The sequence below is a fragment of the Streptomyces sp. AV19 genome, from assembly GCF_015999245.1.
GTDB lineage: Bacteria > Actinomycetota > Actinomycetes > Streptomycetales > Streptomycetaceae > Streptomyces.
This window is the reverse complement of record NZ_JAEAMR010000006.1, coordinates 1-18,657: the sequence shown is the minus strand read 5'-3', so window position 1 is coordinate 18,657 and position 18,657 is coordinate 1. Positions and strand designations below refer to the sequence as shown.

20 protein-coding genes are annotated in these 18,657 nt (G+C 73.8%); 9 read left to right on the top strand and 11 right to left on the bottom strand.

What is annotated here, in order from left to right; genetic code table 11:
- The 3 genes from I5Q34_RS34460 to I5Q34_RS07855 form a co-directional block, all read right to left on the bottom strand.
- Nucleotides 1–317, bottom strand: a 317-nt coding sequence (locus I5Q34_RS34460) for a response regulator transcription factor (protein WP_234428606.1), incomplete at its 3' end; no start/stop codon positions are given.
- A gap of 4 nt (nucleotides 318–321) precedes the next feature.
- Nucleotides 322–1,779: a sensor histidine kinase gene (locus I5Q34_RS07860; RefSeq protein ID WP_277965466.1), complete on the bottom strand. Its 1,458-nt coding sequence runs from the start codon at nucleotides 1,777–1,779 to the stop codon at nucleotides 322–324.
- A gap of 64 nt (nucleotides 1,780–1,843) precedes the next feature.
- Complete coding sequence (locus I5Q34_RS07855; RefSeq protein WP_277965467.1) at nucleotides 1,844–2,932, bottom strand: pyridoxal-phosphate dependent enzyme; 1,089 nt, start codon at nucleotides 2,930–2,932, stop codon at nucleotides 1,844–1,846.
- Between the two features lie 127 nt (nucleotides 2,933–3,059).
- Here I5Q34_RS07855 and I5Q34_RS07850 point away from each other — a divergent pair, with 127 nt between their 5' ends.
- Together I5Q34_RS07850 and I5Q34_RS07845 are read left to right on the top strand one after the other, a co-directional pair.
- Entirely contained in the window at nucleotides 3,060–3,989 is a 930-nt protein-coding gene (locus I5Q34_RS07850; RefSeq protein ID WP_199891466.1) for a LysR substrate-binding domain-containing protein, read from the top strand.
- A 154-nt stretch (nucleotides 3,990–4,143) separates the two neighbouring features.
- Entirely contained in the window at nucleotides 4,144–4,545 is a 402-nt protein-coding gene (locus I5Q34_RS07845) for a (2Fe-2S) ferredoxin domain-containing protein (protein WP_199891465.1), read from the top strand.
- A 1,178-nt stretch (nucleotides 4,546–5,723) separates the two neighbouring features.
- On the opposite strand, the gene I5Q34_RS07840 is transcribed toward I5Q34_RS07845, so the two are convergent.
- From I5Q34_RS07840 to I5Q34_RS07830, 3 genes are all read right to left on the bottom strand, one after another.
- Nucleotides 5,724–5,918 carry a DUF6381 family protein gene (locus I5Q34_RS07840; protein ID WP_199891464.1) on the bottom strand — a complete coding sequence of 65 codons (195 nt, stop codon included), beginning with the start codon at nucleotides 5,916–5,918 and terminating at the stop codon, nucleotides 5,724–5,726.
- 89 nt (nucleotides 5,919–6,007) lie between these two features.
- Nucleotides 6,008–8,071 carry a transglycosylase domain-containing protein gene (locus I5Q34_RS07835; protein WP_199891463.1) on the bottom strand — a complete coding sequence of 688 codons (2,064 nt, stop codon included), beginning with the start codon at nucleotides 8,069–8,071 and terminating at the stop codon, nucleotides 6,008–6,010.
- 152 nt (nucleotides 8,072–8,223) lie between these two features.
- Nucleotides 8,224–8,472, bottom strand: a complete 249-nt coding sequence (locus tag I5Q34_RS07830; protein ID WP_199891462.1) for a hypothetical protein — start codon at nucleotides 8,470–8,472, stop codon at nucleotides 8,224–8,226.
- A gap of 106 nt (nucleotides 8,473–8,578) precedes the next feature.
- On the opposite strand from I5Q34_RS07830, the gene I5Q34_RS07825 reads away from it, so the two are divergent.
- Nucleotides 8,579–9,175 carry a TetR family transcriptional regulator gene (locus I5Q34_RS07825; RefSeq protein ID WP_199891461.1) on the top strand — a complete coding sequence of 199 codons (597 nt, stop codon included), beginning with the start codon at nucleotides 8,579–8,581 and terminating at the stop codon, nucleotides 9,173–9,175.
- A 17-nt stretch (nucleotides 9,176–9,192) separates the two neighbouring features.
- Here the strand turns inward: I5Q34_RS07825 and I5Q34_RS07820 are convergent, their stop codons facing one another.
- The 3 genes from I5Q34_RS07820 to I5Q34_RS07810 form a co-directional block, all read right to left on the bottom strand.
- A complete protein-coding gene (locus tag I5Q34_RS07820) occupies nucleotides 9,193–10,365 on the bottom strand; it encodes a winged helix DNA-binding domain-containing protein (RefSeq protein ID WP_199891460.1) in 1,173 nt (390 codons plus the stop codon).
- Nucleotides 10,366–10,388: 23 nt separating this feature from the next.
- Nucleotides 10,389–10,778: a VOC family protein gene (locus I5Q34_RS07815; RefSeq protein ID WP_199891459.1), complete on the bottom strand. Its 390-nt coding sequence runs from the start codon at nucleotides 10,776–10,778 to the stop codon at nucleotides 10,389–10,391.
- A 78-nt stretch (nucleotides 10,779–10,856) separates the two neighbouring features.
- Complete coding sequence (locus I5Q34_RS07810) at nucleotides 10,857–11,576, bottom strand: NADPH-dependent F420 reductase (protein WP_199891458.1); 720 nt, start codon at nucleotides 11,574–11,576, stop codon at nucleotides 10,857–10,859.
- Between the two features lie 92 nt (nucleotides 11,577–11,668).
- Here I5Q34_RS07810 and I5Q34_RS07805 point away from each other — a divergent pair, with 92 nt between their 5' ends.
- Nucleotides 11,669–12,646 carry a YafY family protein gene (locus tag I5Q34_RS07805; RefSeq protein ID WP_199891457.1) on the top strand — a complete coding sequence of 326 codons (978 nt, stop codon included), beginning with the start codon at nucleotides 11,669–11,671 and terminating at the stop codon, nucleotides 12,644–12,646.
- A 9-nt stretch (nucleotides 12,647–12,655) separates the two neighbouring features.
- A complete protein-coding gene (locus I5Q34_RS07800) occupies nucleotides 12,656–13,552 on the top strand; it encodes a helix-turn-helix domain-containing GNAT family N-acetyltransferase (RefSeq protein WP_199891456.1) in 897 nt (298 codons plus the stop codon).
- On the opposite strand, the gene I5Q34_RS07795 is transcribed toward I5Q34_RS07800, so the two are convergent.
- Entirely contained in the window at nucleotides 13,533–14,042 is a 510-nt protein-coding gene (locus I5Q34_RS07795; protein WP_199891455.1) for an O-acetyl-ADP-ribose deacetylase, read from the bottom strand. The two genes, I5Q34_RS07800 and I5Q34_RS07795, sit on opposite strands and share 20 nt — an antisense overlap.
- Before the next feature lie 7 nt (nucleotides 14,043–14,049).
- On the bottom strand, nucleotides 14,050–14,655 hold the full coding sequence (locus I5Q34_RS07790; protein ID WP_277965460.1) for a DUF4291 domain-containing protein: 606 nt from the start codon (nucleotides 14,653–14,655) through the stop codon (nucleotides 14,050–14,052).
- A gap of 86 nt (nucleotides 14,656–14,741) precedes the next feature.
- On the opposite strand from I5Q34_RS07790, the gene I5Q34_RS07785 reads away from it, so the two are divergent.
- The 4 genes from I5Q34_RS07785 (at nucleotide 14,742) to I5Q34_RS07770 (ending at nucleotide 18,515) form a co-directional block, all read left to right on the top strand.
- Complete coding sequence (locus I5Q34_RS07785; RefSeq protein ID WP_199891453.1) at nucleotides 14,742–15,137, top strand: NUDIX domain-containing protein; 396 nt, start codon at nucleotides 14,742–14,744, stop codon at nucleotides 15,135–15,137.
- Between the two features lie 175 nt (nucleotides 15,138–15,312).
- Nucleotides 15,313–15,912, top strand: a complete 600-nt coding sequence (locus tag I5Q34_RS07780; protein WP_199891452.1) for an HAD family acid phosphatase — start codon at nucleotides 15,313–15,315, stop codon at nucleotides 15,910–15,912.
- Nucleotides 15,913–16,175: 263 nt separating this feature from the next.
- Nucleotides 16,176–17,024, top strand: coding sequence for a hypothetical protein (locus I5Q34_RS07775; protein WP_199891451.1), 849 nt, complete (start codon nucleotides 16,176–16,178; stop codon nucleotides 17,022–17,024).
- A gap of 258 nt (nucleotides 17,025–17,282) precedes the next feature.
- Nucleotides 17,283–18,515: an IS701 family transposase gene (locus tag I5Q34_RS07770; RefSeq protein WP_199891450.1), complete on the top strand. Its 1,233-nt coding sequence runs from the start codon at nucleotides 17,283–17,285 to the stop codon at nucleotides 18,513–18,515.
- The last annotated feature ends 142 nt before the right edge of the window (nucleotides 18,516–18,657 follow it).

Sequence of the window (18,657 nt, the reverse complement as noted above, 5' to 3'; positions counted from 1 at the left end):
GCGGGGGGGCTACCGGGGCGCCGGGGCCGGGCGCCGCCCCCCCGGCCGCCGGCCGCGCCCCCCCCGGCCTCCACCACCACCCCCCCCCGCCGGGCGGGGGCCGGGGGCCCCGGGGCGCCCGCCTCGATGCCGCCCGTCCCGGGCATGCGGATGTCGAGCACGGCCACCTCTGGGCGGTGACGGAGCACCAGCTCCACGGCCTCGTCCCCGTCGGCGGCCTCGGCGACCACCTCCAGTCCCGGGTCGGTCGACAGCACGGCCCGGACGCCGTGGCGGATCATCGGTTCGTCGTCGGCCACCAGGACCCGGATCACCATGCCCTCACCCCCTGAGCACCGCGACACCGCTCAGCACGCCGTCCCGGAAACAGATCTGGTACGCGTCCCCGGAACTGTCCACGAACCGGTCGGCCGTCACCGCGTAGTACTCGCACTCGACCCCGGGCCCCTTCGGTTCGGCCGCCCGCGGCCGGTAGGGCAGCTGACGCTCCGGCAGCAGCTCCGCCACCTCGGCGCGATTCTGCCCCACCCGCAACCCGGCGTAGACGCCGGGTTCCAGGACGGTGTGCGCGACCGTCAGCGAACTCCACACCATCAGCCCGGCGGTGAGCGCGCCCAGCACCAGCAGCGGCACGGCGACGGCGGCGGCCAGGGTACGGCCCGCGCGACGGCGGGCCCGGCGCTGCTCCGGCGGCAGGAGCCCCGGCACGCCGTCCCCGGCCGGACGCCTCGCCCCCGGGCGCGGAGGCGTGTGCGGCAGCGTGGCCGTGACGAGGTAACCCCCCTCGTGCGGGCCGTGCCGCAGCGAGCCGCCGGCCAGCCGGACCCGCTCGTCCAGCCCGATCAGACCCCGGCCGCCGCCGGGGAGGCCGGAGGCCGGGGCGGCCGGCGCCGTGTTCTCCACCGAGACGACGGTCCCGTCGGCCGAACGCGCCACGCTCACCCGCACCGAGGCGCCCGGAGCGTGCTTGGCCACATTGGTCAGCGCCTCCTGCACCACCCGGTGGGCCGCCCGCTCGACCGCACCCGGCACCTCGTGCCCGTCCCCCTCGACCCGCAGGCTCGCGTCCAGCCCCGAGGCGGCCGCGCCGCCCACCAGCCGGCCGAGGCTGAAGTCGGCCGGCACGTCCGGCGCTTGCTCGCTCTCCTCCCGGAGGATGCCGATGACCTCGCCCAGCCGCTCCACCGCGGCCGCCGCACGGACCCGTACGTCCTCGGCGGCCTCCCGGTGCTCCGGGGCCAGGCCGGGCGCGAGCTTCAGCGCCCCCGCCGAGAGCGCCACCAGACTGAGGTCGTGACCGAGCGCGTCGTGCATGTCCTGGGCGATGCGCGCCCGTTCGCGCAGCCGCGCCTGTTCGGCGACCAGCCGCTGCTCGCGCTCGAGCTGCTCCGCGCGCGACCACCCGGCCCGGACCAGCTCCTGGTACTGCCGCCACAACCGGCCCGCGAACCACGGCAGCAGCGCCACCCCCACCACCAGCGGCACGAACACGCCGCCCAGCGGGAACAGCGCCGGAACGGCCGTCACCGCGGCCGCCCCCATGGCGACCAGCGCGCCCGTCGCCGCGGCCATCGGCCAGGTGCGCCCCGACCGGTGCCCGGCGAGAAAGGCCAGGACCAGGCCGGGCAGGGCCCACCACAGCGAGGTGACGCCCAGCCCGGCCGCCACGGCGGCGGCGGGCGCGAACACCGTGGCGGGGTCGCGGGAGAGCGGCGGCAGGCTCTTGGCGGGCGGGAGGGCCTTCGGGGGCGTCGGGGTCTTCACAGTCGTTCCGTGCACGGAACGCACCGTATGCGGTAGCCGGTTGCTGCCGGTATGCGTCGAAGGTCCAATGGACAGGGCGTCAGGCGTGCGGATTCGCGGCCGCGCCCTCCGTGTTGAGCAGGACGACCGTCGCGGCACGGCCCAGGGACAGCTCCGCGCGCCGGGCCTCGCCGCCGTCGCCGCCGAGCGCGGCGCGGACGCCCGCCAGCGCGGCGGCGCCGCACGGACCGGACGAGATGCCGAGGGCGGCCAGGTCCCGGGCGGCCGCCGCGCTCGCGGCGTCGGTGACCGCGACGGCCGCGTCCAGGCCGTCGCGCAGATACGGCCACGCGAGGCCGGACAGCGTGCCGCAGTTGAGGCCGGCCATGGCGGTGGTGCCCGTCTCCACGGTGACCGGCCGTCCCCGCCGCAGGCTCTCCAGCGCACAGGCCGCCGTCACCGGCTCCACCGACAACAGGGCCGGCGGCGTTCCGTTGGGCCGCCCGCGGTAGTGGGTGACCGCGGCCTGGGCGAGGGAGCCCACGCCCACCGGCACGGCGACCAGCGCCGGCGGGTGGGCCCCGGCCTCGGCCAACTGCGCGCCGGCCTCGGCGAACAGGGTGGAATACCCCTCGCAGATCCAGCCGGGAACGCGCTCGTAACCGGGCCAGGCCGTGTCCTGGAGCAGGATCGCGCCGGGCGCGGCCGCCGCCTCGGAGGCCCTGCGCACCGCCGCGTCGTACGACGTGCCCGCCTCGGTGACCCGCGCACCCTCCGCGGCGATGGCCGCCACGGCGGCCGGGTGCACGCCGCCCGCCACGAAGACGTGCGCCCGCTGCCCGAGCAGCCGCGCCGTACGGGCCACGGCCCGGCCGTGGTTGCCGTCGGTCGCCGTGACGAGGGTGACCGTCCCCCGCGCGCACCCGGCCAGCGCCCGGTGCGCCGCCCAGGAGGCGCCCAGCACCTTGAACGCGGGCAGCCCCATCCGTCTCGACTCGTCCTTGACGAAGACCCGGCCGACACGCAACTCCACTGCCAGGTCCGGGAGTTCGACGAGCGGAGTGGGGGCGTAGCCGGGCAGGGAGGTGTGGAAGGAGCGCACCGCGACGGGGGCGGGGACGCACGTCCAGGCGCGGGCGGCGGGGCGGGAGAACCAGGGAAGGGCGGCGAGGGAAGCGGATTTCGTCACCCCGCCAGCGTGCGGTCCGCGCGACCGGTCGGTCCAGCGCAACTTTTCCACCGGTACCCGTCGGCCCGGCCGAATGATCGAATGGCCTCCTTCGCACACGCACTCCCCACGGAGGTGGCACGACGCCATGCCCTACGACCTGCACCGGCTGCGGCTGCTGCGCGAGCTCAAGCACCGCGGCACGCTCGCGGCCGTCGCCGCCGCCCTGTCGTACAGCCCCTCCACCGTCTCGCAGCAGCTCTCGCAGCTGGAGTCCGAGGCCGGGGTCCGGCTGCTGGAGCCCGCCGGCCGGCGGGTGCGGCTCACCGAGCAGGCGGAGATCCTCGTCGCGCACACCGAGGCGGTGCTCGAACGCCTCGAACGCGCCGAGGCGGACATCGCCGCCTCCGTCACCGGCCTCACCGGCACCCTGCGCGTCGCCGCCTTCCAGACCGCGGCCCTGGTCCTGCTGCCCGTAGCGCTGACCCGGCTGCGCGCCGCCCACCCGGGACTGCGCGTCCACCTCACCCAGAGCGAACCGGAACAGGCCCTCCCGGCGCTGCTCGCCCGCGACTTCGACCTGGTCGTCACCGAGGAGTTCCCCGGCCGCCCGCACCCCCGGACCGACGGGCTGGAGCACGAGCCCCTGTGCGACGACCCCCTGCGCCTGGCCCTGCCGCCCGGCACCGACGCCCCGTCCGCGCCGACGGCCGCCCTCCGCGCGCTGGCCGGCCACCCCTGGGCCATGGAACCCGAGGGCTCGGCCGCCCGGCACTGGACCGTCACCCTGTGCCGGGAGGCCGGCTTCGAACCCGACGTGCGCTTCGAGTCCCCCGACCTCCTGCTGCACCTGCGCCTCGTCGAACAGGGCCACGCCGCCGCCCTGTTGCCCGACCTCGTCCACGGCGGCCGCCCGCCGGCCGTGCCCCTGCGGACGCTGCCCGGCGGGCCCGCCCGCGCGCTGTCCACGGCGGCGCGCCGCGGCCGCGGCGGCCACCCGGCGATCCGCGCCTGCCGGGCGGCGCTGCGGGAGGCGGCGGAGACGCCGGGCCGCGGTGACGGGGGAGCGGGACGGTAGGAGCGACGCCCACCGCCTCGTCGTGCACGACCCCGCAGGTACCCTTCCCCTGTCCCCGGGCCGACCTGGGGGATCCACCGTCATCGCCGTCCCCGACGGCCCGCACCCGCCGCCCGGCTCCGCCCGGCGCCGGGCCCGGAAGGAGAAACGGCCCGTGAGCCGCCGCAACCGCAAGAACGCCCCCGCCGCCGCGCCCTGCACGGTCACCGTCTGCCGCGGCTGCTGTTGCGGCACCCCCAAGATCCCCGGCGTCGACCACGCCGCCCAGCTGGCGCAGTTGCGCGGCGACCTGGCCGGCGCCGACGGCCGGATCCGGGTCAGCGACTGCGTCGACGCCTGCGAACACGGCAACGTCATCGTCGTCCAGCCCTCCGCCGAGGGCCGCGCCGCCGGTGGCCGCCCCGTCTGGCTCGGCCTGGTCAACGACCCGGACGCCACCGCCGACATCGCGACCTGGATACGCGACGGCGGCCCCGGCCTCGCCGAACCGCCCGGCGTGCTCGACCTGTACGCCTTCACCCCGTCCCGCCGCGTCCGGCAGGCCGTCGACGCCTGAGCCGTGGCGCGGTGCGCGCGGCGACACATACGCGCTGAGCACGGCGACTTCGCTGACGACGTGCTGCCGGCGAAGTCGAGGAAGTATCAGTCAACTTGAGGAATCGGGCCCGGCCGCCTCAGACCGGCCGGGACGTCGCAGCTCACAGGCTCGCGGCGATCTCGCGCTTCGTGGCGGTGCCTCAACCCGAGTGAGGCACCGTGGCTCGGAATGCCTCACTCCAGTTGAGGCACCGCAGGTCAGTGAGGGCGCACTGCCTCAGGTTGATGGAGACCGGACACGCTTCCCGGGGGTGCGGCAGGGCCTCGTATGGCTGGGAAAGGTCATCAGGGAGCGGCCTTGTTCCGCTCAGCGGATCAGCCGCTGGACGGTCGGCCCCCGCCCGAACAACTATGCCTGCATCATTCGCGCACGCCCCATGGTGAAAGGGCACTCGCATGCGAAAAAGATCAGGGAAAGCGTACAGACGCATCCGTCAGCTGGCCAGGACTCTCAGGGCGAGTCTGGTGGCCTCCGCGGCGGTTGCGTCACTACTGGTCGCGATGCCGGGCGCCGCCACGGCCGTGCCCCAGCACAGTGCCGGTGTCTGGGGCTCCTCGATTGCCGCGGCTCGTAACGCGGACGGCCGACTGGAGCTGTTCGGCGCCGACAGCGGCGGAGGTGTGTTCCACCGCTGGCAGACCTCTCCCGGTGGCACCTGGTCGAACTGGGACAAGTTCGACGGCGCCCTGGTCGCTGTCGCCTCCGAGACCAATGCCGATGGGCGTGTGGAGCTGTTCGGCGTCGACCGCACCGGGGGCGTGTTCCACCGCTGGCCCCGGGCCTCAACGGCCCCGGGCCTCAACGGCCCCGGGCCTCAACGGCCCCGCAGAAGCTCGTCCGTGAGCCCTTCCAGCCGCCGCGCGTCCTCCACGGCGAACACGGAGCCGTCGACGCCGAGCGGGTTGTCGCGCACGAAGGCGCTGAGCGCGGCGTCGGGCGGGTCGTCCAGGACGCGGAGGATCGCCGGCAGGGCGTCCTCGACCGGCGGGCCGACCGCCGCATGGCCTCGGCGTGGGCCGGCACCCCCGGGTCGTACTGACCGGAGAACCGGTGCTCACCGTGTCGGGGCTGTACAGGACGTACCCGGTCCCCGCTCTCCGGGCCCGGGCCGGCCTGAGGGGGAGTGCGGCCCCGGCTCACATCGGCCGGGGGCGGCCCCTCGTGTCCTCGGCCTCGCTCTTGCGGCTGCCGCGTTCGCGCAGGCGCCGCGCCCGCTCCTGGAGGCGCTCGCGTTCGCCGGCGTCGTCGGTGTGCTGCGCCCGCTCGTCCAACTGCCTGGCCTTGTCGCGGATCTGCCGGGCCTTCTCGGCCCTCTCGTCGGCGTCGCCCATGGTCACTCCTGGTGATGCGGAACGTCCGGGATGAACACCCCCCGTCAGCCAAACACGAACCGGACGGGCCCGCACGTCCGCGTCCTGCGTTACGGGCGGTGCCATCCCCGCCCGGCGTCCCGGACGGCCCGGCCGCCGGACGCGAGCCGGCCTGCGGGCTGCCCGTCGAGCGCGCCCTCGACGGCGTCGCGCCAGACGGGCCCGGCCAGGGTGCCGCCGAACGCCCGGGTCACGATGTCCCCGCCCACGCGCCGGCCGTCGAGGTCCCGGGGGCGGGCGGGATCGCCGACGACCACCGCGCCGGACAACTCGGGGGTGTAGGCGGCGAACCAGACCTGTTTGCTGGAGTCGGTGGTGCCCGTCTTGCCCGCGCTGTCGCGGTGGGTGAGCGCGGCGGGCCGCCCGGTGCCGTCCTCGACGACCCCGCGCAGCATGCCCGTCACCGCGTCGGCGGTCCGGGCGGACATCGCCCGGCGGCAACGGGACCGCGGGACCGCGAGCTCGCGTCCGTCGGCAGCCGTCACCGAAGTGATGGCGACAGGGGAGCAGTACGTGCCGTGGGCGGCGAAGGCCGCGTAGGCACCGGCGACGTCCAGCGGCGTGAGGTCGTTGCTCCCCAGCGCGAGCGAGGGCACCACCCGCAGGGGGCTGCCGTCGGCCCGGCCGGTGATGCCGAGCCGGCCGGCCATGGCGGCCACCTCGCACAGCCCGGTGTCGGCCTCCAGCTGGGCGAAGTAGGTGTTGACGGACCGGGCCATGGCCTCCGGCATGCGGAACGGACCGACCAGGGACCGGCTGTCGTTGTGGACCTCTCCGGTCCCGGGGAAGCGGCCGCCCCGGCAGTCGGCCATGGCCGGCCAGGACATGGCGTACGGAGAGGGGTACGCGCGCGACGGCCGGATGCCGTTCTCCAGGGCCGCGGCCGCGACGACCGGCTTGAAGACCGAGCCCGTCGGGAAGCCCAGGCCGCCGCCCATGCGCGTGCCGACGCCGAGGTTGATCTGCGTCCGGTGGGCCCCCACGCCGTAGTCCCGGCTCTGCCCCATCGCCACGATCCGTCCCGTACCGGGCTGGACCACGGCCATCGCGGCGGCGGCGTCGTCGGACGGGCGGACGTGCGAGGTGACGGACCGGTGGAGGGCCTGCTGCGCCTTCGGTACCAGCGTGGTGCGGATCCGCAGGCCGCCCCGCTGCCACAGGGCCCGCCGCCGGGCGGCCGTCGCGCCGAACGCCGGGTCGTCGAGGACGACTCGGCGCACGTAGTCGCAGAAGAACGCGGCGCCGTCGTCGGCCGCCGCGCAGCCCTGGCGCGGCGCGGTGACGCGCAGCCCGAGGGGCGTGCCGATGGCCCGCCGGGCCTGCGCCCCGGTGATGGTGCCGTAGCGCGCCATCGTCCGCAGCACCGTGTCGCGGCGCTCCTTGGCGCGGCGGGGGCGGGCGACCGGGTCGTACGCGGTCGGTGACTGCACCAGACCGGCGAGCAGGGCGGCCTGCGGCAGGGAGAGGTCGGCGGCGTGCACGCTGAAGTACCGTTCCGCCGCGGCTTCCACGCCGTACGCCTGCCGGCCGAAGAAGGCGATGTTGAGGTAGTCCGTGAGGATCTGCTCCTTGGAGCGCGTCTTCTCCAGCCGGATCGCGTAGCGCAGTTCGCGGACCTTGCGGTCGAGGGTCTGGCGCCGGGCCCTGCGCACGGCCCCGGTGTCGTTCCCCGCCGCCTCGACGAAGACGTTCTTCACGTACTGCTGGGTCAGGGTGGAGGCGCCCTGGGCGACGCGGCCGCTGTCCGCGTTCGCGCCGAGCGCGCGCAGGACGGCCCTGAGGTCGAGGGCGCCGTGCCGGAAGAAGCGGTGGTCCTCGATGTCGACGAGGGCCTGCCGCATGACCGGGGCGATCCGGTCGCCGGGCACGACGGTGCGGTCGCGGGTGCGGATCGTGGCCATCAGGCCGCCGTCGGCGTCGTGGATCCGGGAGGACTGGGCCGGTGCGGGGACGTCGAGGCCGGCGGGCAGGGCGGCGAAGTCCTCCGCAGCGGCCTTGGCGTACTTCCCCAGCGTGCCCACGAAGGGCAGGGCGGAGCCGGCGGCGAGAAGCCCCGCGAGGAGGGCGGACGCCACGAACTGGCAGGCGCGGAGCGGGCGCGGGACGGGCGGCATGACAGGACCGTACACGGAAAGTCTGAGAATTCCTCAACTGGCCTTCTATTTCAGGGTAATTCCAGTCACCGGTGCGCTTCGCCGCGCTCGCGGAAGCGCCCTCTCCGGCCGCCGGTGTCGAAGGGGACGCCGGCGGCCGGGCCGTGGCGGATTCAGCGACTGCCGCGGGCCAGCAGCCGGACCCGGACCCGCTGCAGGCGCGGCATCAGGACGTACACCACCGTCAGGACGACGAGTGCGCTCAGGACGAGCGTCTGCGCGACGAGCGGCAGGTGCTCCAGCCACCGGTGGAAGAGCAGTTCCAGCACGGTGAGGGTCGGGAAGACCGCCACCCAGATCATCAACGCCATGTGGTGCCGGGGCGGTGGTCCGGCGTGCGGGGCGGCGGCGTGCTCGGGCATGGGCAGGGCTCCTTCGGTACTCCGGTTTCCAAACGAACGTTTGGAGATTAGCTGAACTTTCAAGCAATCTCCAAACGGTCGGTTGGATTCGCGTATCATCGGGCCCATGGCCTGGGACACCGCACGCACCCGACAAGCCCTCCTGGACGCGGCCGTCGACGAATTCGCCGAGCACGGCTTCGACGGAGCCCGCATCGAACGCGTCGGCACCCGGGCCGGCGTGAACAAGGAGCGGATCTACCAGTACTTCGGCAACAAGCAGCAGTTGTACGGGCACGTGCTGGAGTCCGAGCTCGACCGCATCGCCACCGCGATCCCCCTGACCGCCGAGCGGGCCGAGGACCTGGGCGGCTACGCCGGACTGCTGTACGACTACCACCGCGCACGCCCCCAGTTCATCCGCCTCCTGCACTGGGAGGGGCTCCAGGACCGCGGCGGCCCCGCGCTCAAGGAGGCGGAGCGCACCACCACGTACGGTTCGCGCGTCGCGGCCCTCGGCCGGGCCCGGGACGCCGGGGCGCTCGGTCCGGGCCTGGAGTCCGACGAGCTCTTCTACGCCGTCCTGGCCCTGGCGGCCTGGTGGTTCGCCGTGCCCCAGGCCGTCCGCATGGTCTTCGGCCGCCCCGCGGACCCGGACGCCGAGCGCGCCTCACTGGTCCGGCTGGCCCGCAGGCTGGCCGGCCAGGAGCGCCCGCCCGCCTGAACGGATCCGCCCGGGACTCAGCGCGTGCCGGCGAGCCGGCGCTCGAGCGGGGTGCGGTAGCACGGCGTGACGCCGGTTCCGCCGAGGAAGGCGGTCAGGCGGTCGATCTCCTCGGTCACGGCGGACCGTGCCGCGCTTCCGGGGTCGGTGAGGAGGTGGTGGTTGATGTGGCCGTCGGGGTGCTGGGCCCAGGCGCCGACGATGCGGCCGTTCCACCAGATCGTGGGGCCGATGTTTCCGTTGCGGTCGAAGAGTTCCTTGGTGTGCTCGGGGTCCAGATACCAGTCGCGCCGGCGCCAGCCCATCGCGGTGGGATCGAGGCCGGGCAGCAGCACCGCGCCGGGCTCGGCGGCGGCGACCGGCCCGAGGTCGTCGGGCAGGACGTAGCCGGTGCCGCCCCCGTCCAGTTCGACGGCCCGGGCGCCGTTCGCCGCGAGCGCCTTGCGGGTGTCGGTCAGGTTCCAGCCCGTCCACCACTTGAGGTCGTCCGGGGTGACGGGCCCGAACGCCGCGAGATAGTGCCGGGCGAGCCGGGTCTTCGCCTCGGCGACGGGGAGATCGGGGAGCGGCCGGGCCGGTGCCCAGCGGAACTGCGCCGAGGTCCAGGAACCGGCGGGCCGGTGACGCCGGATGCGCCCTTCGGCGGCCAGCAGCCCGAGGACGGGAGAACTCGCGCGCTGCCGGGACTCGTACGGCTTGCCGGGGGAGACGACGATCTGCTCGCGCAAGTCCGGTATCTCGGCGGCCAGTTCGGCCGCCGTCGCCCCGTCCCGCCGGGCGAGCGCGTCGAGCACGGCCCGTTCGACGGCGGCGTGGCGCCGCCCGTCCCAGCCGAGGGTCTCCCGCAGGTGCCGCAGGGCCTGGACGCGGTGCGCGTCCGTGCCCTTGACCGTCGCGGACCGGATCGCGGGGGCGGTGCGGGCCGCGACGACGAACATGGTGCGCCGCATGCAGCGGATCCGCTCCAAGCGGCCGGAGTCGTAGAGGGCTTCGTCGATCGCGGCGACGGTGGGCGCCCGCATGCGCGCGGCGGCGGCCAGGAAGACCGTGGCCGGGTCGGTGGCGTGCAGGGCGACCACCGCGTCCGCCACCTCGTGGGGCGTGGTGACGCGGACGGACGGGGCCAGGAGGTGCCGCCGGACGAGCCGGGCGCGGCGCTCGGCGGCGGTGATGCGGGGCAGGGCGGTCATGCGCGGGGTCTCCGAGGGCCGGTTCAGTGGCTGCCGTGGATGCAGAACGGCTGGCCGGACGGGTCGAGCAGCACGGTCCAGTGCTTGCCGCCCGGCTGGTGCGCGGGCTTCGTCGCCCCCATCTCCAGCAGCCGCCGCTCCGCCGCCGCCACGTCTTCGAACATCATGTCCATGTGGAACGGCAGGTCCTCCGCAGGCCAGTTGGGGGCCGTGTAGGACGGGGACGTGTAAAAGAGGTACATGGACCGGCCGACGTAGAAGGCGCAGGCGGCCTCGTTGCCCTCGGCGTCGGGGTACGCCTGCGTGACCTCGGTACCGAGGGCGGCGGCGTAGAAGTCGGCCAGTTCACGGCCGTTCCTGGCCCACATGGCGTGGCAGATGATGCTTCCGGAGAGGGGGTTCTGGCTGGTCATGGTGGTGCTTCCTCACAGTGGGACGGGGGCGGGGAGCCGTGCGGGGCGGCTCCCCCTGACCGGTTGGCGCAGGCCGGCTCAGCGCACGACCTTGACGCCGAAGTGGCCGCCGGACTGCTGGCCGAGGCCGAAGCCGATGGCGCTGTGCATGTGGGCGTACATCTCCATGCCGCGGGCGCACACGAGCGGGCCGAGGTCGAGGATGTCGGTCCAGCCGTAGGACTCCAGCAGCTCGGTGACCTGCTGCTTGGCGTCGGCGTGGTCACCGGCGACGAACATGGTGTGGTCGCCGTTCCCGACGGCCCGGGGGTTGACGACGGTGGACTGCTCCTGGGTGACGAAGCTCTTGACGACCTTGGTCCCGGGCAGCGCCCGCTGGATCTGCTCGCCGAGGCTGTCGGTGTCGCACGGGTCGAGCTTCGGCATGGTGCCCCACGGGGTCGGCCAAGGGTGCTCGACGTCCGGGTTGTAGACGAAGGGGACGGCGTAGTCGACCAGCGTCTTGCCTTCGAGGCTGTCGGCGACGGCGGTCAGGGCGGCGACGGCGTTGTGGCCGTCGATGCCGTTGATGACAAGTCCGTCGGCGGCGGCCGCGGCGTCGCCGAAGGACAGCAGGGTGATGCCGGGGTGGTCGGCGAGCCACTGGCCGTAGGGCGGGTTGCCCATCATGTCGGGCTCGGTGCGGGCCAGGGTGGCCTCCGGGTCGCGGGTGCCGACGAAGACCTCGTGGTCGAGCCCGACCAGCTTGGCGGCGTGCTCGCGGGCACCGCCACCGGTACCGAGAACTGCGATTTTCATGGTGAAACCTCCCGATTTGCTCTTGCGGACAGGTCCACAGTAGGAGCCTTTCAGGACAAGGTGTGTCCTTTGATCCCGGCATAGTGGAAAACATGACGAGCGACATGACCGCCCGCATGCTGCGGCTGCTGTCCCTGCTGCAGACCCGGCGCGAATGGTCCGGCTCCGACCTGGCCGGCCGGCTGGGGGTGACCGTCCGCACCGTCCGCCGCGACATGGACCGGCTGCGCGAGCTGGGCTACCCCGTCGAAAGCGTCCGCGGACACGCCGGCGGCTACCGCCTGGCCCCCGGCACCGACCTGCCGCCGCTCCTCCTCGACGACGACGAGGCCGTCGCCATCGCCGTCGCCCTGCGCACCGCCGCCGGCGGCCTGACCGGCATCGAGGAGACGGCGCTGCGGGCCCTGGCCAAGCTCGAACAGGTCCTCCCGCGCCGGCTGCGCGGCCAGGTCACCGCCCTCCAGACCTCGCTGGCCGGCATCGCCTGGGAGAACCGGGGCCCGCGCGCCGACCCGGGCCTGCTGGCCACCCTCGCCGTCGCCTGCCGCGACCACGAGATCATCGCCTTCGACTACACGGCGCGCCACGGCACGACCACCCCGCGCCGGGCCGAACCCTGCCACCTGGTCGCCTCCGGCGACCTCTGGTACCTCCTCGCCCACGACATCGACAAGGACGACTGGCGCCTCTTCCGCCTCGACCGCATCACCCGCCCCGTGCCCACCGGCCACCGCGTCCCGCCGCGCCCGGTCCCCGGCGACGATCCCGCCGCCTTCGTCGCCGAACGCCTGTCGGCCGCCCCCACCCGCCACCGCGCCGTCGCCACCGTCCGGGCCTCCGCCGACCACGTCCGCGCCCGCACCCGGGGCCTGGGCACCCGGATCCGTCCCCTCACCGACACCACCTGCCTCGTCGACGTCTCGGACGACACCCTGCCCCGCATCGCCCGGACCCTGGCGGGCCTGGACACCGACTACACCCTCGACGCGGACCCCGACGTCCTGCGGCACCTGCGCGGAACGGCCGAACGCGCCCTGCGCGCCCTGGCCGGACCACAACCCTCTGACTAAGGTCAGGGAATGGACCACATCGCCCTGGTGCGGCGGTTCAGCCGCACCGTCACCGAACGCGTCGGAGTCCTCCACGACCGCTACCTGGGCCGCGACCGGCCCGTCGGCGAGGCCCGGCTGCTCCGGGAAATCAGCGATCGCGGCCGGGACGTACGACGGCTGCGCGAGCGCCTCGGCCTCGACTCCGGCTACATCAGCCGGCTGCTGCGCTCCCTGGAGGCCGACGGCCTGGTCACCGTGGAGACGCAGGACCGGGACCGGCGCGTGCGCACCGTCCGGCTCACCGACGCGGGCCGCGCCGAGCGCGCGGCGCTCGACGCCCGCAGCGACGCACTGGCCGGCTCCCTCCTGGAACCGCTCAACCCCGCCCAACGCGCCCGCCTGGCCGCCGCCATGGCCGACGTCGACCGGCTGCTGACCGCGGCCACGGTCGTCCTGGACACCCTCGACCCCGGCCACCCCGACGCCCGGCACTGCCTGGACTCCTACCGCGCCGAACTGCAGGAGCGCCTCGACACCGGCTTCGACCCGGCCCGCAGCCTGCTGCCCGACCCGGGCGAACTCCGGCCGCCGCGCGGCCTGTTCCTGGTGGCCCGGCTGCACGGCGAACCCGTGGGCTGCGCCGGCCTGAAGCTGCCGCCCGGCGCCCCGGCCGAGATCAAACGCATGTGGGTCGCGCCCCGGGCCCGCGGCCTCGGACTCGGCCGCCGCTTCCTGGCCGAACTGGAGACGCGCGCCGCCGGGCACGGCCACGACGTCCTGCGCCTGGACACCGACAAGGCCCTCACCGCCGCGATCGGGCTGTACCGCGCCCACGGCTTCCAGGAGGTCGCGGCGTTCAACGACGAGCCGTACGCCCACCACTGGTTCGAGAAGCGGACCGCCGTCAGTCCCCCTGCGCGGTGAACGCCGCGTAGGCCGCCTCGTCGAAGAGGACGAAACGCACCTCGCGCACCGCCGTCTCCGTCTCCCGCACCGTAGCCACCGCGATCCGCGCGCCGTCGTCCAGCGGCCAGCCGTAGATCCCGGTCGAGACGGCGGGGAAGGCCACGGTCTCAGCGCCCAACTCGTCCGCCACACGCAGTGATTCGCGGTAGCAGGAGGCCAGCAGGGCGGACCGGTCCTCGCTCGCCGACCAGCGGGGACCGACCGTATGGATCACCCAGCGGGCCGGGAGGCGGCCCGCGGTGGTGGCCACGGCCCGGCCGGTGGGCAGGCCCTTGCCGTAGTTCCCGGCACGTAGATCACGGCAGGCATTCAGGATCTCCGGGCCGCCCGCGCGGTGGATCGCGCCGTCCACGCCCCCGCCCCCGAGCAGCGAGGAGTTCGCGGCGTTCACGATCGCGTCGACGCGCTGCCGGGTGATGTCACCCCGGACAAAAGTGATCTCGGTCATGGGCCCATCATCGTGCAGCGGGCGCGCTCAGATGGGACAGCAGCCCGGGGCCCACCGGGTAAGGACGTTCCTCGGGCAGGAGCGCACGGGCGGCGTCCAGGTCGCCCTCCCGGACGCGGGCGTGGACGGCGTGGGCGAGCGAGGTGACGTCCGTGACGGAGACGAGCCACTCGTCGGCGTAGCGGTGCGCCGCCTCGCCGGAGAGGCCGAGCTGGAGCGAACGGTGGGGGAGCGGCCGCAGGTGCAGATCCCGCTCGGGGTCCCACTGCACCCGGGCCGGCGAGTCCCTCAACCGGCGCTTCCAGGCGGCCCGGTCGGGGTGGAGGCCCGGATCGTAGTGGGACAGGCAGGAGCGTTCCAGCGCCCACTCGAAGCCCTCGCGGCCGATCTCGACGGCGAGGACCGTTTCCTGACCCTCCTTCGCGCCCCATCCGCAGCGGTACATCATCCAGAGGAATGAGGGCTTGACCCACGTCATCCGGTCGCGCTTCCAGAGCGCCGGGAAGCGGCCCTCCCGGGCCGCGGGCAGGCCGATCGCGGGCGGGTACGCCTGGTAGACGGTGATGGTCGAGTCCGAATGGAGAGCGCGGATGCGGTGCTTGGTTTGTGCCACCCGGACAGGGTGAACGCGTCGTACGCTGCGCGCCAGCGAATTACTCGTCCGTACTGTCCGTACTGTCCGGCTGGGAGACATGGCAAGTGCTGATCGACACGGTGGCCTGGGTGCTGATCGAGGACGGCAGGATCCTGTGCGCGCGGCCGCGCGGCAAGGACGTCTTCTTCGTCCCCGGCGGCAAGCGGGAGGGCGCGGAGAGCGACCTGGAGACCCTCGTGCGGGAGATCCGGGAGGAACTGGCGGTGGCCCTCGATCCGGCGTCGGCGGTGCACGTCGGCACGTACGAGTCCGGCGCCCCGGACCTTCCGGACGGCGCCGTGGTCCGGATGGCCTGCTACACCGCCCGTTTCCGGGGCGCACCGGTGCCGAGTGCCGAGATCGAGGAGATGGGGTGGTTCTCGTACGGGGACCGCGAACGGGTGCCGCCCGTGGACCAGTTGCTCTTCGATGACTTGGCGGCGGACGGGCGGTTGGTGTGACGGTCCTGGACGTCACCAGCCGCAGCGCCCGGCTGCTGCCGAACTGCCTCGTGGGGCTCCTCGACGCGAAGGAACCCGGCTCTTCATCCGGGTGACACCTTTCCGTCGCCGCTCCGCCCACCAGAGATGCTGATCTGGCCGAACGACAGGTCGTTCAGCGGAAGGAACAGGGCTGATGTCCCCCAGAACGTTCGGCAAGTACCGCATTGCCCGGCTCGCGACTGCCCCGCTCGCGGCGCTGGCGGCGGTCGCACTCGCGACCGCGACGCCGGCCACCGCCACCACGGCCCAGGCGGCGCCGCTCAAGGGACTGCCCGGCTACGGGACATGGCAGGCCGACGTGAAGAAAGCCGTCGCCCCCGCGATCCCCTGGCTGCGCGACCGTGCCGGCAAGGGCAGCGGAAAACAGGCGATCGTGCTGGACATCGACAACACCGCGCTGGAGACCCACTACCACCCCGGACGGGCGAACACGCCGGTGCTCCAGGTGGCCCAGTGGGCGCAACAGCACGACGTGGCCGTGCTGTTCGTCACCGCCCGCACGTCCTCCTCGTCCGCCCGCAAGCAGCTCAAGGCCGCCGGCTACCCGGTGGACGGCATCTGCACCCGCGACCACGGCGAAGGCAAGGCCGACGGCAAGGAGCGCTGCCGGGCGGAACTCACCGCGGACGGCTGGACGGTCACGGCCAACATCGGCAACCGGCCGACTGATTTCGAGGGCGGCTTCTACGAGAAGGGGTTCAAACTGCCGGATTATGGTGGGCGGTTGTCCTGAGAGGGCCCCGCGAGCCCTCTGGACCGCCCAGCGCTTCATCCGAGCGGCGCTGAGCCGCCGGGCGCGACCTTCCGGTATTCGGGACGGGTTTCGACGCGCAGCCCGCGGCTGACCGGGACGGCTTGGGCATGAGGTGGTCACAGGTCGTGTGACTGGGTTCCATGCGGATCATCCAGGCGGGGGCCTTCACGGCCGGTGGGTGCGCGGTTCCACGGCGTGCTGCGGGGTAGGCAGGCCCGCGTAGCCGGAAAAGGGGGCAGCGTATGCATCAGGTCGTCTTCACGAGCTATGGGCGGCACGAACTCCGCCTGTTGGGCGTCCGTCCCGGCACACACGCGCATGCTGCCCGTGACTTCCGGCTGACGATGACACTCGAGGGCGAGTTCACCCCTGCCTTCGCCGCCGGCGACAACAGGAGCATCCTGCCGACCCGCAGCATGACCAACACGGCTTCCGCCTTCGTGCACGACCACCTGGACGCCAGCGTCGAACACCTCGCCCTGGCACTCGCGGAACGCCTGCTGGAAGCATGCCCTGCGGCATCGATCGCGCACGTGGCCGTCACCGAACATCCCTGGAGCCCCCTGCCGGGCAGCCGTCACACCTTCGCCACCAGCCCCTCCGATCAGTGGCTGGCCGATGCGACGGCTCCACGCGGACGACCGGCAACGGTGGTCAGCGGCATCAGCGGTCTGCATCGGGCGGTGACGACGGGATCGAGCTTCACGGGCTTCCTGGTGGACGACTACACCCACGCCCATGAGGTGAACGCGGAGGACCGCGTCCTGCGCATGTCCGGCGACATGCGCTGGGAGTACAGCCGCCCGCCGGCCGACTACGACCAGTACCGCACCCGGGCCCGGCGGGCCTTCATGGATTCCACGGCCGACCAGCTCAGCGCTTCGTCCCAGCATTCCGCCTGCCTTTCGGCCGCGGCGGTGCTCGACGCGTGCCCGCTCATCAGCCAGATCAGCGTGCACTTCAGGCACCACGCCCACGCGCCGCTGGATCTCCGGCCCTTCGGCAGGGACGACAGGAGCGGTGTCTGGCTGGGCACCGACTCCTCGTACGGCGCGGGTGCCGTGACGGTCAGGCGGGACACCGGCGGATGAGGACGCCGCCGTGTCCCGACCGTCCCGGAGCGCCGACATGCCCGGGCCTCCAGGCGTGGGGGGCCGGGGGCGCCCCGCCGCCCCCCCCGGGGGGGCGCCCCGGGGGGGGGGGGGGGGGGTTTTGACCCGGGGGGGGGGGGAACCCCCCAAACCCATTAGACGTGCGGCGGCCTAGACCCGCCAAGGCGCCGCCGCCCTAGTAGGACTTCGTTAGCTCTTCCCGATCAAGCGTTCCGGTAGCACGTTGAACGTGTGGATATGCGTCAGATCAGAGCTGTACAGGCCGAGTTGGCGGAGTTCGTGGCGGATGTGTTCACGTCGGTGCCCCGCAGGGACCAGCGCACGAAGGGCGACTGCTACCTGCGGGGACTGATGCTGGACGGCCGTCGCAAGTCGATCAGTGCGATGGCCGGGCGGCTGCCGGATGGTGACGAGCAGAACCTGCAGCAGTTCGTGAACCAGTCCCCGTGGGACCCGGTGCCGGTGCGGCGGCGGATCGCGGAGCGGATGGTGCCGCTGATCGGCCCGGACGCCTGGGTGGTCGACGACGTCTCGTTCCCCAAGGACGGTCGGATGTCAGTCGCGGTGGCCCACCAGTACTGCGGGGCCCTGGGCAAGCAGGCGAACTGCCAGGTCGCGGTGAGCGTGCACGCGGTCACCGACGCGGCGTCGTGCCCGCTGGAGTGGCGCCTGTTCGTCCCCGAGGAGTGGGCCGACGACACCGGGCGGCGCATGAAGACCGGTATCCCCGCCGGGGCCGGGCACCGCGAGAAGTGGCGCCTGGCCCTGGACGCGATGGACGAGCTCGCCGGCTGGGGCCTGGCGCCGCCCGTGGTGGTGGCCGATGCGGGCTACGGGCAGAACGCCGAGTTCCGGGCCGGCCTGGACGCGCGCGCCCTGGACTACGCAGTGGCGGTCCGCAGCGACGTGACCGTCCACCCGGGCCGGGCCGAGCCGGTCACGCCGCCCTGGTCGGGCAACGGCCGGCGCCCGCGGTCGCGCTACCGCCAGACACCTCAGGCGGTCGCGGCGCTGGCCGCCGAGGCCGGCCGGGAGGCGTTCACCGAGGTCACCTGGCGTGAGGGTTCCCGTGGACCGATGGCATCCCGGTTCCTTGCGTTACGGGTCCGCCCGGCTGGTGTGCGGGCCCGACGCCTGGTCCAGCAGGCCGCCGTCGCCCGCGAAGGCCACTGGGACGGGGTGCTGCCCGCGGTCTGGCTGCTGATGGAGTGGCCCCAGGATGCGGAGGCCCCGACCGACTACTGGCTGTCCAGCCTGCCCGAACACACCCCGACGGCCGAGCTGGTCCGGCTCGCGAAGATCAGATGGCGCATCGAGCACGACTACCGCGAGATGAAACATGGCCTGGGCCTGGACCACTTCGAGGGACGCTCCTGGGCCGGCTGGCACCACCACGTCACCCTGGTCACAGCCGCCCACGCCTTCCTCACCCAGCACCGGCTCCACCCAAAAGCCCGCACACCGGCCTGACGTTCTACCAGGTCCTGGACACACTCCAGGACCTGCTGAACTGCTGGACCGGTATCTGCACCACATGCCACCGCCCTCTACCCGAGACCACCCGCCAACGCGAACGCACCAGAACCAGCCCGACCTAACGGAGTCCTACTAG